We start from the raw sequence: 13,765 nt of genomic DNA, 5'->3' as shown, positions 1-13,765 counted from the left end.
TACTAACATCGACGAGATGACTGATCAGGCGACACTCGGGAGCGGCGCGGCGGCACCGCTGGCAGCACGGATGCGTCCGCGCTCCCTCGACGAGGTGGTGGGTCAGCGGCACCTCCTCCGCCCGGGCTCGCCATTGCGTCGCCTTGCTGATTTGGATGCGGCGGAAACGGCCGGCACCTCGGTGATTCTCTGGGGTCCGCCCGGCACCGGCAAGACGACGATTGCCCAGGCGCTGGCGCAATCGGGTGGTCGCCGCTTCGTGCAGCTTTCGGCGATTTCTGCCGGGGTGAAGGACGTGCGCGCGGTCATGGAAGAGGCGCTACGTCACCGCGACTTCTATGGCGAGAGCACGGTCCTGTTTCTTGACGAGATTCACCGGTTTACCAAGGCGCAGCAGGATGCATTGCTTCCCGGCGTTGAACAAGGCTGGGTCACGCTCGTGGCCGCGACCACCGAAAACCCCTCGTTCTCGGTCATTTCGCCGCTCTTGAGCCGCTCGCTCTTGCTCACCCTACGCTCTCTCGATGAAGCCGACCTTGCTGAAGTGGTCGAGCGTGCAGTGACTGCGGCGCACGGACTCGGCGGAGCCTTTGAGCTTGAAGATGACGCCCGCGATGCGATCGTGCGACTTGCCTCCGGCGATGCCCGCCGTGCCCTGACGACGCTGGAAGCGGCGGCCGGGGGTGCGCAGGCTGCCGAGCGTGACCGCATCCTTGCTGAAGATGTTGAGGCTGCCAGTGACCAGGCACTCTTGCGATACGACCGCGATGGCGACGAGCACTATGACGTCATCAGCGCATTCATTAAGTCGGTGCGCGGCTCAGACCCGGATGCTGCGCTCCACTACCTAGCGCGAATGATCGTCGCGGGGGAGGACCCGCGCTTCATTGCACGGCGCTTGATGATCCTGGCGGCCGAAGACATCGGAATGGCTGATCCGCAGGGACTCGTGGTTGCGCAGGCGGCCGCGGCGACCGTGCAGCTGATCGGTATGCCGGAGGGTCGCATCCCGTTGGCCGAAGCGACGGTGTACCTCGCGACCGCGCCGAAGTCGAATGCAGCGTATGTGGCAATTGATGCGGCGATTGCCGATGTGAAGGCCGGGAACATTGGCCGAGTACCGCCGCCCTTGCGCGATGCGCACTACGCGGGCGCGAAGGCGCTTGGCCATGGCAAAGGCTATCGCTACCCGCACGACGATGCGTTCGGGGTGGTGGCGCAGCAGTATCTGCCTGATCCGCTCGTCGATCGCGTCTACTACGCGCCGACCGAACACGGTTACGAACGCGAGATCGGCCCGCGCCTCGACAAGCTCCGCCGCATCACCCGCGACCAGACTTCCTAATCCGCGTGCTGGACTCTGCGGAGCGGCTGGGGCTGTGGTAACGTTGGTAGGTCTGTTGCCTGGAGCGCACGGCTGCCGCACCGGATGCAGACATCGCGTTTGACGCCTCGGTTCCAAAGGGAGAGGCGGAGAAGCACTTATCTGCGCGCTCACGCGCGCCAACGCAACCACCGAAAGGAAGACACTTCGTGTCGAAGAAGTCGCGGACCCGTTCCAAGGTCCGGATGTCCCGTGCCCTCGGCGTCGCTCTGACCCCGAAGGCTGCCCGCCTCATGGAGAAGCGCCCCTACGCGCCCGGCCAGCACGGCCGTACTCGCCGCAAGACCGACAGTGACTACGCTGTGCGTCTGCGCGAGAAGCAGCGTCTGCGGGCTCAGTACGGTCTGCGCGAGAAGCAGCTCCGTATCACCTTCGAGCAGGCCCGTCGTCAGCCGGGTCTGACCGGTGAGAACCTCGTTGAGCTCCTCGAGATGCGTCTCGACTCGCTCGTGCTTCGCGCCGGCTTCGCTCGCACGACCGCGCAGGCTCGCCAGCTCGTGGTGCACCGCCACATCCTCGTCGACGGCAAGATCGTCGACCGCCCGTCATTCCGTGTGAAGCCGGGTCAGCTCATCCACGTGAAGCCCCGCTCGGAAGAGCTCGAGGTCTTCCAGGTCGCCGCTGCCGGTGGCCACGCCGAGGTGCTCCCGGCCGTTCCGGGGTACCTCGCCGTTGAGCTCGACAAGCTTCAGGCCCGTCTCGACCGTCGCCCGAAGCGCGAAGAGGTGCCGATCACTTGTGACGTGCAGCTCGTCGTCGAGTACTACGCCGCGCGCTAGCAACTAGTATCGGGGGCGGACCGCCAGCAGGTGGTCCGCCCCCGATCTGTTTCCCAATCGACAGATTTACTCAGAGCAACCCAGCATTTCGAGAGCATCACAAGGAGTTCACCATGACCGGTGGCGACATCGCAGGCCTCATTGCCGCGGGCGTCTTCCTCATCCTCGTCGCCCTGCTTGCGGTCCCGATCATCAAGCTCGGTGGCGTCTTCGACGAACTCCGTCGCTCGATTCGCGAGTCGACCGATGAAATCACCCCGACGCTTGCCGAAACGCAGGTCACCATGGCTGAGACGAACAAGCAGCTCGCCAAGGTTGACGCGATCACCACGAATGTGCACGAGGTCACGAGCAATGTGAACTCGCTCGTGGCACTTACCGCGGCCACTGTCGGTGGCCCGCTCATCAAGCTCGCTGGCTTCTCGGCCGCCGCCGTTGCTGGATTCAAGGCGCTGCGCCCCGAGCGCAGCCGCCGCAAGTAGCTTCCATCCCGCACGCAAAGGATTTCTTATGAGCAGTTTTCTGCGCACCACCGGACTCGTACTCGGCGGCATTGCCGCCGGGTTCGCACTGGCCCACCTCGTGAACTCGACTGAGCGTGGTCGCGCGTTCTTCGCATCCGTGAACGAACGCACCGACGAGGTCGTCGGCGCGATCAAGCAGGGCTACCAAGCCCGCACCGAGGCGATCTACGCTGCCCTCGACGAGCGCAACTAACTTCCGAACCACCCCTTGACCTGGCTCTGACGAGCACGAAAGCCACGCCGCAATGCAGACCGCAGAAATCAAGTCCCGCTTCCTCCAGTTCTTCGCCGACCGGGGCCACACCATCGTTCCCTCGGCGTCGCTCGTGAGCGATGACCCAACGGTGATGTTCACGATCGCCGGCATGGTGCCGTTCATCCCGTACATGACGGGTGTCGTACCGGCCCCGTATCCGCGGGCGGCGAGCGTGCAAAAGTGCATCCGCACGAACGACATCGAGGAGGTCGGCAAAACTCCTCGCCACGGCACCTTCTTCCAGATGGGTGGCAACTTCTCGTTCGGCGATTACTTCAAGCGCGAGGCAATCGAGTTCGCGTTCACCTTCCTCACCACTGCTGAGGATGAGGGCGGGCTCGGCTTCGATTCGAAGGACCTCTGGGTCACCGTCTACAAGGATGACGATGTCGCCCGCGACGCCTGGCTAGAGATCAGCGACATTCCCGAAGAACGCATCCAGCGCCTGGGCGCCGAAACCAACTTCTGGTCGGCCGGCAAGCCCGGTGGCCCCGCGGGTCCCGACTCCGAGATCTTCTTCGACCGCGGTCCCGCCTACGGCATCGACGGGGGACCGGCTACCGACGACGACCGCTACGTCGAAATCTGGAACCTTGTGTTCATGCAATACGAGCGTGGTGTTGACCTCGGTGACGGCACGTTTGAGCTGCTCGGTGACCTGCCGCAACGCAATATCGACACCGGCATCGGTCTTGAGCGCATCGCCTTTCTCAAGCAGGGCGTCGAGAACATGTACGAGACCGACCAGGTGCGTCCGGTGCTCGACCGCGCCGCTGAGCTCTCGGGCAAGACCTACGGTGACGACGCTGAAGACGATGTGCGGATGCGTGTGGTCGCCGACCACGTGCGCTCGGCACTCATGCTCATCACCGACGGTGTGCAGCCCTCGAACGAGGGGCGCGGCTACATTCTGCGCCGCCTGCTGCGCCGCGCGATTCGCAATATGCGCTTGCTTGGTGTCGAGACGGCAACCTTCCCCGAACTCTTCCCGGCTTCGATGCGCGCCATGCGCGACGCCTATCCCGAGGTTGAGCGCGACTTTGACCGCACCTCGCGTATTGCCTACACCGAAGAGGCACTGTTCTTGCGCACGCTCGCACAGGGCACGACGATCTTCGAAGAGGCGGCAGCGTCGGCTCATGAGCAGGGTGCCGTGATCATTCCCGGCGATACCGCGTTCAAGCTGCACGACACGTTCGGGTTCCCGATCGACCTCACGCTCGAGATGGCGGAGGAGGCCGGGCTCAGCGTCAACCGCGAAAAGTTCGACGAGCTCATGAGCGAGCAGCGTGCCCGTGCCAAGGCGGATGCCCGTTCGCGTCGCTCGGCACTCGCCGACCTCAGCGTCTACTCTGACTTCCGCGCCAAGGGTGAAACCGCCTTCCTCGGCTACGACGAACTGCGCCTAGAATCGCAGGTGCTCGGTCTCATCGTGAATGGGGTGAGTGTGCCGGTGGCACGCGTCGGCGACCGCGCCGAAATCATCCTCGCCGAGACGACGCTGTACGCCGAGGCTGGTGGCCAGGACTCCGACCAGGGCTGGATCTCGTCACCCACCGGCGGCTTCGAGTCGACCGTCGTCGATGTGCAGCGACCCGTGCCAGGACTCATTGCCCACACCGTCGATGTCACCCTCGGTGAGATCGCGGTTGGCGACACGGTGGAGACCATCGTTGATGAGCAGTACCGCCGCCAGGCCAACCAGGCTCATTCGGCGACCCACCTCATCCACGCGGCCCTGCGCGACACGCTTGGCCCCGACGCGCACCAGGCCGGTTCGTACAACAAGGCTGGCTACATGCGCCTTGACTTCAACTGGGCACAGCCGCTGTCGGTCGATACGCGCAGTGAGGTTGAAGAGATCGCGAACAATGCGATTCGCCAGAACCACGATGTCGTCACCCGCGTACTGCCAATCGATGAGGCGAAGGCGCTCGGCGCCCGGGCCCTATTCGGTGAGAAGTATGGCTCGGTCGTACGCATGGTGGACATTGGCGGCCCCTGGTCGCGGGAACTCTGCGGTGGCACGCACGTGGCAAACTCGGCGCAAATCGGACTCGTCAACCTCATTGGCGAATCGAGTGTTGGCGCGCAGAACCGCCGTGTTGAAGCGCTCGTGGGCCGGGATGCCTTCAGCGAGTTCGCTGCCGAGCGCGCGGTCGTGCGCGAGCTCTCGGCCGGATTGAAGGTGCCCCGCGAAGAGATTCCGGGCCGCATGCACGATCTATTCGCGAGCCTCAAGGCTGCCGAGAAGCGCATTGCTGAGCTTGAGTCAGCCCAGCTTGCCCGGCAGGTGCCGGCACTGCTCGAATCGGCAGTGGATGCGGGCGGCTCGCGTCTGGTTGCCGCGTCGATCGGCAATGTGCATTCGGCCGATGATGTGCGTCGCCTCGCGCTTGACCTGCGTGAACGACTCGGCGTGGATGCCGCTGTGGTTGCCCTCGCTGGCGTCGCGGACGGCAAACCCGCCATTGTGGTCGCCACGAACGAGGCGGCGCGCGAGCGCGGCGCCAAGGCCGGTGCTCTCGTGAAGCTGGCTGCAGGCATCCTTGGCGGTGGCGGTGGCGGAAAGCCCGACGTCGCGCAGGGCGGTGGTCAGGATGCGTCGAAGCTTCCCGACGCGCTCGCCGCGATCCGTAGCGAATTGGCAGGCGCCTAGTGCGTCAAGGTGTGCGACTCGGCATCGATGTGGGCAAGGCCCGCATCGGTGTCGCGCGCAGCGACCGTGACGGACTGCTGGCAACTCCGCTGGAGACGGTCGCCCGAGATTGGGCCGACGATGGCTCGGCCGGTGAGGCGCACATCCGGCGCATTGTTGAATTGGTTGATGAGCTCGAAGCAATCGAGCTCATCGTCGGCCACCCGCTCAATATGCAGGGCCAATCCACGCCATCGACCGAGGATGCGCTGTCGGTTGCCGGTGCGCTGGCCGAGGCGGTTTCGATCCCGGTGAGATTGCTCGATGAGCGGCTCACCACGGCCGCCGCTGCGAAGCAATTCCGTGCCACGGGACGCAAGGCTTCGCGTTCGCGCGATGTGATTGATCAGGCCGCTGCGGTAATACTGTTGCAAGACGCGCTCGATCGGGAGCGCGCCAGCGGCACTGCTCCCGGCACCGTCTATTCGACCGATTGACGAGGAATTACTGGTGAGCTCAGAAGACCAGCCGAAAACCCGACGAGAGCGATTTGCTGCCGAGCGAACGCGCCAGCGTGCTGCTGAAGAGGCAGCACGCCGAGCCGCGGCCGAGCAGCCGGGGGATGCCCGCACGGATGTGCCACCCGTCGCACCTGCAGAGGCGGCCGCCGCAACTGAGCAAGCAGCAACAACACCGTCGCTCCCTCGGCAGGAACCTGCTGTCCCGCAGCAGCCGGTGTCGCAGCAGTCGCAACAACAGCAGCCGCCGACAGCCGAACAACCGGCACCGCAGCAAGCCGTGTCGACCGCATCCAGTGGGCAAACCACGGCGGCCGCCACCCCGAGGAACGCAACTCAGTCGGCTTCGGCGGCCGCGTCGACAGACGCCGATGGCGACACGCTCCTCACCGACAGCCCCGATCCGTTCGCGAAGATCTTCGGCACCGACGACGACCCGGATGCCTCGCACATCGGCAAGCCGGTGCGGCAGCGCCGCAAGCGCAAGAGTCCCCGCATCGGCACGATTGCCGTGGTGCTCGTCGCACTGCTCGTGATTGGTGGCGGCGCCGTGGCCGGATGGAGTTTCTTCGGTGATCCAATCCAGCAGATGTTGAGCGGCGGCCCGGAGGACTATGAGGGGACCGGCAATGGCACCCCGGCTCAGTTCTCGATCATCGCGGGCGACACCGGTACCGATATCGCGATTCGACTCGCTGAGGCCGACATCATCAAGTCGAGCGAAGCCTTCATCGATGCGGTGCTCGCACGCCCCGAACAACCCGACTTTCATCCGGGCACCTACCAATTGCAACAGCAGATGAGCGCGTCTTCGGCACTCGTGGCACTGCTCGACCCGAACAATGTGCTCGCGAAAACCGTCATGATCCCCGAGGGCACGATCATGAAGGACATCTTCACGTCCATCGAAACGTCGCTCGAGATTCCGCTGGCCGACATCGAAGCCGCCGCAGCAGATCCAGCTTCCTACGGTCTACCGGCTGAGGCGACGAACCTTGAGGGCTTCCTCTTCCCGGCGACCTACACGTTCGAACCCGGGGTCGATGCCCGCACTGTGCTGCAGACGATGGTGAACCGCATGTTCCAGGCCTTCGATGAGCACGGCATTGCCGAAGAAGACCGGTGGGAGACCGTATTGCTCGCCTCGGTCGTGCAGCGCGAGGCATCAATGCGCGTCGACTTCCCGAAGGTCGCGCGCGTGTTCCTCAACCGCCTCACCATTGACATGCCGCTGCAGTCAGATGCGACGATCACGTACGGCACCGGCAATACGCACATCATCACCACCACCGATGCTGAGCGTGCCGACGCCTCCAACCCGTACAACTCCTATGTGCACCACGGTCTCCCGCCGACACCGATCTCCAACCCTGGCGACATGGCGCTGGAAGGGACCGTGCATCCGGCCGATGGTGAATGGCTCTACTTCGTCACGGTGAATCTCGACACTGGCGAGACCGTGTTTTCGAACACCTACGAGGAACACCTCGTGGCGGTGGACCAGTACCTTGCCTGGCTTGAAGATCACCCGGAGTACCTTGGCTAAGCAGCAGTGGCCCGAGCGGCCCGCGCCCGTTGTTCCCGTTGGCGCATTCGAACAGGAGCCGCCCCAGGGCGTTGGTTCCGCACGGCTCGCCGTGCTTGGCGATCCAATTGAGCATTCCAAGTCGCCCGAGCTTCACATCGCGGCTTATCGCGACCGTGGCCTTGAGTGGGACTATCACCGCTGGCGCATCCCGGCGGGCCAGCTCGCCGCAAATCTTGACGCGCGCGGCCACGGCTGGCGAGGATTCTCGGTGACCGCACCGCTCAAGGCCGAGGCGCTCGCTTGGGCCGACACCGCTTCGGCGGATGCACAGCTCACCGGAGCTGCGAACACGCTCGTGTTCGAGTCACTCGATTCGTCGTCGAAGAAGCACGCCGAAAACACTGACATCGCCGGAATCATCGGTGCCCTCGCCGAAGTTGAGGTCACGGCCCTCGATGGTCCGGTCGATGTGCTCGGCGCCGGTGGCACGGCCTCGTCAGCAATCGCGGCGGCGCACCGGCTCGGTGCTGACCGCATCCGCATTCTGGCCCGACGCCCCGAAGCCGCAACTGAGGTGGCCGAGCGGTTCGCCGCGGTGCCGGGGCTGGCAATTGAGGTTGCCGATCTCGCAACCTGGCAGCTCGCATCCGGTACCTCGCTCGTAATCGACACGATTCCCGAGGGATTCGCTGAGGTCGCGGGTGTCGACCAGGCACTCGTCCCTGGTGTGGCGCTGTTCTCTGCCGCTTACGATCCGTGGCCGACGCCGCTTGCTGACGTCTGGACCGCAGCCGGAGGCAAGGTAACTGCGGGGCTACAGATGCTCGCCCACCAGGCGCTCGTGCAGGTGCGACTCTTCTCGGGATACTCGGCAGAAACGCCACTTCCGAACGAGGAGTTCACCTTCAAGGCCATGCGCGCGGCGGTGGGCCTGCCGACCGCATGAGATGATGGGCTAATGCTTCGTTGGCTCACTGCCGGGGAATCTCACGGCCCCGAACTTCTCGCAATCCTTGAAGGGATGCCCGCGGGCATCCCCATCTCCCTCGACGACGTGCGTACTGACCTCGCACGTCGCAAGCTCGGCTATGGCCGCGGTGGGCGGATGAAGTTCGAGCAGGACCAGCTCACGCTGTCATCGGGGGCGCGTCACGGTTTCACCATCGGCTCGCCGATTGGCATCCGCATCGAGAACACCGAGTGGCCGAAGTGGACCGAGGTCATGTCGCCCGAACCGGTTGATGAGGCGGTGTTCGAGACCGGCCGCGGTACGCCGCTCACACGTCCGCGCCCGGGGCATGCCGACCTGATCGGGATGCAGAAGTACGGGTTTACCGAGTCGCGTCCGGCGCTTGAGCGTGCGAGCGCCCGCGAGACCGCGGCTCGGGTCGCCCTCGGCGCCGTGGCCAAGCGGTTCCTCGCTGAACTCGGCATTGGCACGATCAGCCACACCATCGCCATCGGCACCGTGGCGGTGCCCGAAACTGCCGCGTGGCCCGTGCCCGAGAACGTCGACGCAATCGACGCCGACCCGGTGCGCTGCTTCGATGCTGAGACCTCCGCGCGCATGGTTGAGGCAATTGACGAAACGCGTCACGCCGGCGACACCATCGGTGGCGTCACCGAGACGCTCGTGTATGGTCTCCCGCCCGGGCTCGGCTCCTACGTTCACTGGGACCGTCGTCTCGACTCGCGCCTCGCGGGTGCCCTCATGGGAATCCAAGCGATCAAGGGAGTCGAGGTCGGCGACGGTTTTGAGACTTCGCGTCGGCCCGGCTCCACCGCACACGACCCGCTCTATTCGGTTGACGGGGTCATCCACCGCGCCTCGGACCGCGCCGGTGGCATTGAGGGTGGTATGACCACCGGCACCGTACTGCGCGTGCGCGCCGCGATGAAGCCCATCGCGACCGTGCCCCGCGCGTTGCATACGGTCGATGTGAACACTGGCGAGAACGCGACCGCACACCACCAGCGCTCGGACGTTTGCGCGGTGCCCGCATCCGGTGTTGTCGCCGAAGCGATGGTCGCGCTCGTGCTCGCCGACGCCGTGCTCGAAAAGTTTGGCGGCGATTCGCTGAACGAGGTGCGCCGCAACATTGACAACTACCTCGCCGCAATTCCCGCGCACCTGCGCACGAGCGCCGAGATCATCGATGCCGCGAGCATCGACGGTGAGATCGACGACACGCCCATGGGTGATTCGCTGAGCGAGTGGCGAGTATGAGTCTCGTCTTCATCGGCCCGCCCGCGGCCGGTAAATCACGCGCGGGCAAACGTATTGCCCAGCGCCTTAAGAGCAGTTACGCCGATACCGACAAGCTGTTTAGTCGCGATCACGGTGCGATTCACGAGTTCATTCCGCGCGAGGGCGAACCGGAATTTCGTCGACTCGAACGCGAGATCGTCGCCGCGGCCCTCCGCGACTACGAAGTCGTGTCACTCGGCGGCGGCGCGATTCTTGACGCCGACACGCAGCGTGATCTCGAACGCGACGAGCACACGGTGATTCTGCTGGTCGCCTCGCCCGCAGCGATTGAGGAACGTATCACCGGTCGAACTAACCGGCCATTGCTCAGCGGCATCGACAGTTGGATCGCGACCTATGAAACGCGCAAGCCAATCTACGACCGACTCGCCGACCTGACTGTTGACACGAGTTTTCGCCCCATGTGGCAGGTCGTAAATGATGTGCGTCGCTATCTCAAGCGCACGAATTCGCCACTGGTCACCCGCGACCAAGGCGACGACGAAACGCACGACACACCCGAAGTAGAGGAGACTGCAGAGCAGTGACGAATTCGAGTTCGATTTCTGGGCAGGATGGGGTCACGGAGCTCCGCAGCGCTGGAGAGCACGGCCCCGTGCTCGTGGGGCGCGGCCTGATCAACCGCCTTGAAACGCTCCTTCCTGAGCTTGTCGGCGACAAGGTTGAGCAGGTGCTCATCGTGCACCAGCCGACCCTGCGCGAGATCGCCGAAGACGTGCACCTGCGACTCAGCAGTACCTACCGTCGTGCGCTCCTCGCCGAAATTCCGGATGCAGAATCAGGCAAGCGCATCGAGGTCGCCGAGTTCCTCTGGCAGATTCTCGGCCAGAGTGACTTCACCCGCACTGACGTCCTCGTCGCAATCGGCGGGGGAGCGGCCACCGACCTCGGTGGCTGGGTTGCCGCATCCTGGCTTCGCGGTGTCAAGGTCGTGCACGTGCCGACGACGGTGCTCGCCATGGCTGACGCTGCCGTGGGTGGCAAGACCGGCATCAACACGAACGAGGGCAAGAACCTCGTGGGCGCGTTCCACTTGCCGGCCGGCGTGATCTGCGACCTCGATGTGCTCGAGTCGCTGCCGCGCAACGAACTCGTCACCGGCTTCGCCGAAGCAGTGAAGATCGGTTTCATCGCCGAGCCCGAGATCCTTGATCTCATCGATGCTGACCCCGAACGGGCGACGAACCCGGCAAGTGACGAGTTCCGCCGCATCCTCGAACTTGCGATTGCCCACAAGCTTGAGGTGACGTCGAACGACCTCACCGAGCAGGGCGGCCGCGAGATGCTCAACTACGGGCACACGCTCGGCCACGCGATCGAACACGGCGAGCGCTACCAGTGGCGCCACGGTGCCGCAGTCGCGGTTGGCATGGCCTACGCCGCTGAACTGGCGCGCCTGTCGGGCCGCCTCAGTGATGCCGACGCTGACCGCCACAAGCGGGTACTTGAGCTTTTGGGCCTGCCGACGAGCTACCCTGCTGGCCGCTGGCCGACGCTCCTCAGCGTGATGGCGCGCGATAAGAAGTCTCGGGGCAAGCTCATGCGCTTCGTCGTACTCGACGGCATCGGTCAGCCGACGATCATGAACGCACCGGATGAATCGGTGCTCTTTGCCGCCTACCAAGAGATCGCGTCGTAGGTCCAACCGAGGGCAACAACTGAGTGCAACTCCCATGTGCACTGGCGCCTGCGCGCTAAGGTAGAGCGTTGACTTTCGCTGCGGCCCGGCCGGTCGCGCAATTCGAACTAAGGAATTTTCATGGCAACCACCGCCGACATCAAGAACGGACTCGTCCTCATCATCGAAGGCCAGCTCTGGCAGACGATCGAGTTCCAGCACGTCAAGCCCGGCAAGGGTGGCGCCTTCGTGCGTACCAAGCTGAAGAACGTTGTTAGCGGTAAGACCGTTGACCGCACCTTCAACGCGGGTGCGAAGATCGAGACCGCCACGGTTGACCGCCGCGACTACCAGTACCTCTACCAGGATGGCGACTCGTTCGTCTTCATGGACCAGCGCGACTACGACCAGCTCAATGTTCCGGCCACGGTCGTCGGCGATGCCGCCAAGTACCTCCTCGAGCAGCAGGAAGTGCAGATCGCGATGTACCAGGGCGAGCCGCTCTACATCGAAATGCCGGCCTCGGTCGTGCTCGAGATCACCTACACCGAGCCGGGCCTGCAGGGCGACCGCTCGAACGCTGGCACGAAGCCCGCAACCGTCGAGACCGGTGCCGAGATTCAGGTGCCGCTGTTCGTGAACCAGGGCACCCGCGTCAAGGTTGATACGCGCACCGGCGACTACCTCGGTCGCGTGAACGACTAGTGAGCGCACGTACCAAGGCGCGCAAGCGCGCGCTCGACATGCTTTACGCAGCCGAGCTCATTGATCGTCCCCTCAGCGATGTCATCGCCGAGGAACAAATGCGGGCCCTCGACGAGCCCGACCGCGAGAGTTCGTGGCGCTACGCGCGCGAGATCGTGCTCGGTGTTGACGAGCACGCCATCGAGATCGATGAAGCCATTGAGTCGGCCTCGCGCGATTGGACAATCGACCGGATGCCCCGCATCGACCGCGCGATCCTGCGCATCGGCGTGTGGGAACTCAAGTACAACGCCGAGGTTCCCGTAGGCGTGGTCATCAACGAGGCGGTCGAATCAGCGAAGCAGTACTCGACCGATGACTCGGCACGGTTCGTGAACGGCGTGCTGGGGCGCATCGCAGAGCGCTAACCGTCGGCCAATGGGGTGGGGCCCGAAGCAAGTTGCTTCGGGCCCCACCCCATTGGCATGTCCTCAGGACGCGTAGCTAGTGAGCACTCGTCGGCGCATCTGCATCCTGCTTGGGCAGCTGCGGGTTCTCCTGCTGCTTCTTCCCGAATGGCAGCACATGCAGGATGCCCATGATGATCGTGCCGATGATGAAGCCAAAGATGGCCGAGCAGATGGTTTCGACGAGCCAGCCGAGCACCGGGCCAGCAAACGGCGACGATGCCGCCCAGAGCGACAACTCGTGCACCCAACCGTAGGGCTGCGCGATACCGAGTTCGTGAATGTTCACGAGCAGAATGTGGCCACCGACCCAGAGCATCGCAATCATGCCTACGAACGAGATCACCGCGAGTACCCCCGGCATCGCCTTCACCATGCCGGTGCCGAGGCGCTGGGCAAACTCGTTCGGCTTCTGAGCAAGGTGGAGGCCCACATCGTCCATCTTCACGATGAGCGCCACGGCTCCGTAGACGGCGATGGTGATGGCAATGGCCACCACGATGAGAATGAGCGCGCGGTTGAGAATCGACTCGGCCGCGATCTCATTCATCGCAATCACCATGATCTCCATGCTCAGGATGAAGTCAGTGGTGATTGCGCCCTTGACGACCTTCTTCTCGGCCTCGGGGCCACGGTCAACCGCGGCTTGTTCAGGCACGTGATCGCCAGGGCGCATCATGTGCCAGAGCTTTTCAGCACCTTCAAACGCGAGATAACAACCGCCGGCCATGAGCATGAAGGGGAGTAACCAGGGCGCGAGCCAGCTGATCAAGAGCAGCAGAGGCAGAATGATGAGCAGCTTATTGATGAGTGAACCGCGGGTGATCTTCCAGATGATCGGGAGCTCGCGGCTCGGCTCCACATCGCGCACATACTGCGGCGTCACCGCAGCGTCGTCGATTACGACACCGGCGGCCTTTGCGCCAGCGCGACCGGCCGCAGCAGCGACATCGTCAAGGCTCGCGGCCGTGAGTTTGACCAGGGCGGCAATGTCATCGAGGAGTGCAGCGAGTCCGCTCACGGTGGTCCTTTCGATCGGTGCCGCAGGTGGAGAGCAAAGGCGACGGAAGCATCCTAGTCCCGAGAGGCATCCGTGCCGG

Annotated in this window: 14 protein-coding genes; 13 read left to right on the top strand and 1 reads right to left on the bottom strand. The window is 64.2% G+C overall.

What is annotated here, in order from left to right:
- Positions 1-16 precede the first annotated feature (16 nt).
- The 13 genes from EG850_RS05710 to nusB all read left to right on the top strand — a co-directional run bounded on the left by EG850_RS05710 (position 17) and on the right by nusB (position 12,626).
- A complete protein-coding gene (locus tag EG850_RS05710; protein WP_124971243.1) occupies positions 17-1,345 on the top strand; it encodes a replication-associated recombination protein A in 1,329 nt (442 codons plus the stop codon).
- A 188-nt stretch (positions 1,346-1,533) separates the two neighbouring features.
- Positions 1,534-2,163, top strand: a complete 630-nt coding sequence (gene rpsD, locus EG850_RS05705) for a 30S ribosomal protein S4 (protein ID WP_124971240.1) — start codon at positions 1,534-1,536, stop codon at positions 2,161-2,163.
- Positions 2,164-2,276: 113 nt separating this feature from the next.
- Positions 2,277-2,645, top strand: coding sequence for a DUF948 domain-containing protein (locus EG850_RS05700; RefSeq protein WP_124971237.1), 369 nt, complete (start codon positions 2,277-2,279; stop codon positions 2,643-2,645).
- A gap of 28 nt (positions 2,646-2,673) precedes the next feature.
- The gene (locus EG850_RS05695; protein WP_124971234.1) at positions 2,674-2,880 is read left to right on the top strand and encodes a hypothetical protein; all 207 of its coding nucleotides are present in this window, start codon (positions 2,674-2,676) and stop codon (positions 2,878-2,880) included.
- Between the two features lie 52 nt (positions 2,881-2,932).
- On the top strand, positions 2,933-5,602 hold the full coding sequence (gene alaS / locus EG850_RS05690) for an alanine--tRNA ligase (protein ID WP_124971231.1): 2,670 nt from the start codon (positions 2,933-2,935) through the stop codon (positions 5,600-5,602).
- Positions 5,602-6,078: a Holliday junction resolvase RuvX gene (ruvX, locus tag EG850_RS05685; RefSeq protein WP_124971228.1), complete on the top strand. Its 477-nt coding sequence runs from the start codon at positions 5,602-5,604 to the stop codon at positions 6,076-6,078. Before alaS ends, ruvX begins: the two co-directional genes overlap by 1 nt.
- Before the next feature lie 13 nt (positions 6,079-6,091).
- Positions 6,092-7,645, top strand: a complete 1,554-nt coding sequence (mltG, locus tag EG850_RS13505) for an endolytic transglycosylase MltG (protein WP_235829221.1) — start codon at positions 6,092-6,094, stop codon at positions 7,643-7,645.
- On the top strand, positions 7,638-8,573 hold the full coding sequence (locus EG850_RS05675) for a shikimate dehydrogenase family protein (RefSeq protein WP_185714952.1): 936 nt from the start codon (positions 7,638-7,640) through the stop codon (positions 8,571-8,573). The genes mltG and EG850_RS05675 overlap by 8 nt, the downstream gene beginning before the upstream one ends.
- Positions 8,574-8,585: 12 nt before the next feature.
- A complete protein-coding gene (gene aroC, locus EG850_RS05670) occupies positions 8,586-9,854 on the top strand; it encodes a chorismate synthase (RefSeq protein WP_124971222.1) in 1,269 nt (422 codons plus the stop codon).
- Entirely contained in the window at positions 9,851-10,423 is a 573-nt protein-coding gene (locus EG850_RS05665; RefSeq protein ID WP_124971219.1) for a shikimate kinase, read from the top strand. The genes aroC and EG850_RS05665 overlap by 4 nt, the downstream gene beginning before the upstream one ends.
- Positions 10,420-11,535: a 3-dehydroquinate synthase gene (aroB, locus tag EG850_RS05660; RefSeq protein ID WP_407920581.1), complete on the top strand. Its 1,116-nt coding sequence runs from the start codon at positions 10,420-10,422 to the stop codon at positions 11,533-11,535. The genes EG850_RS05665 and aroB overlap by 4 nt, the downstream gene beginning before the upstream one ends.
- A gap of 120 nt (positions 11,536-11,655) precedes the next feature.
- Positions 11,656-12,219 (top strand): elongation factor P, encoded by a 564-nt coding sequence (gene efp / locus EG850_RS05655; RefSeq protein ID WP_124971216.1) that lies wholly within the window; start codon positions 11,656-11,658, stop codon positions 12,217-12,219.
- Entirely contained in the window at positions 12,219-12,626 is a 408-nt protein-coding gene (nusB, locus tag EG850_RS05650) for a transcription antitermination factor NusB (protein ID WP_124971213.1), read from the top strand. Before efp ends, nusB begins: the two co-directional genes overlap by 1 nt.
- A gap of 76 nt (positions 12,627-12,702) precedes the next feature.
- Here nusB and EG850_RS05645 read toward each other — a convergent pair whose 3' ends face one another.
- On the bottom strand, positions 12,703-13,686 hold the full coding sequence (locus EG850_RS05645) for a DUF808 domain-containing protein (protein ID WP_124971210.1): 984 nt from the start codon (positions 13,684-13,686) through the stop codon (positions 12,703-12,705).
- Positions 13,687-13,765 lie beyond the last annotated feature (79 nt).

It is taken from the genome of Gulosibacter macacae (assembly GCF_003865375.1).
Taxonomy (GTDB): Bacteria; Actinomycetota; Actinomycetes; order Actinomycetales; family Microbacteriaceae; genus Gulosibacter; species Gulosibacter macacae.
The sequence above is the reverse complement of the archived record's forward strand: the minus strand, read 5'-3'. Positions and strand labels throughout refer to the sequence as shown.

Excerpts from the sequence above, each read along its gene's own strand:
- EG850_RS05710 (WP_124971243.1), top strand. The coding sequence starts at position 17 with ATGACTGATCAGGCGACACTCGGGAGCGGCGCGGCGGCACCGCTGGCA.
- EG850_RS05700 (WP_124971237.1), top strand. The coding sequence starts at position 2,277 with ATGACCGGTGGCGACATCGCAGGCCTCATTGCCGCGGGCGTCTTCCTC.
- EG850_RS05695 (WP_124971234.1), top strand. The coding sequence starts at position 2,674 with ATGAGCAGTTTTCTGCGCACCACCGGACTCGTACTCGGCGGCATTGCC.
- alaS (WP_124971231.1), top strand. The coding sequence starts at position 2,933 with ATGCAGACCGCAGAAATCAAGTCCCGCTTCCTCCAGTTCTTCGCCGAC.
- aroC (WP_124971222.1), top strand. The coding sequence starts at position 8,586 with ATGCTTCGTTGGCTCACTGCCGGGGAATCTCACGGCCCCGAACTTCTC.
- EG850_RS05665 (WP_124971219.1), top strand. The coding sequence starts at position 9,851 with ATGAGTCTCGTCTTCATCGGCCCGCCCGCGGCCGGTAAATCACGCGCG.
- efp (WP_124971216.1), top strand. The coding sequence starts at position 11,656 with ATGGCAACCACCGCCGACATCAAGAACGGACTCGTCCTCATCATCGAA.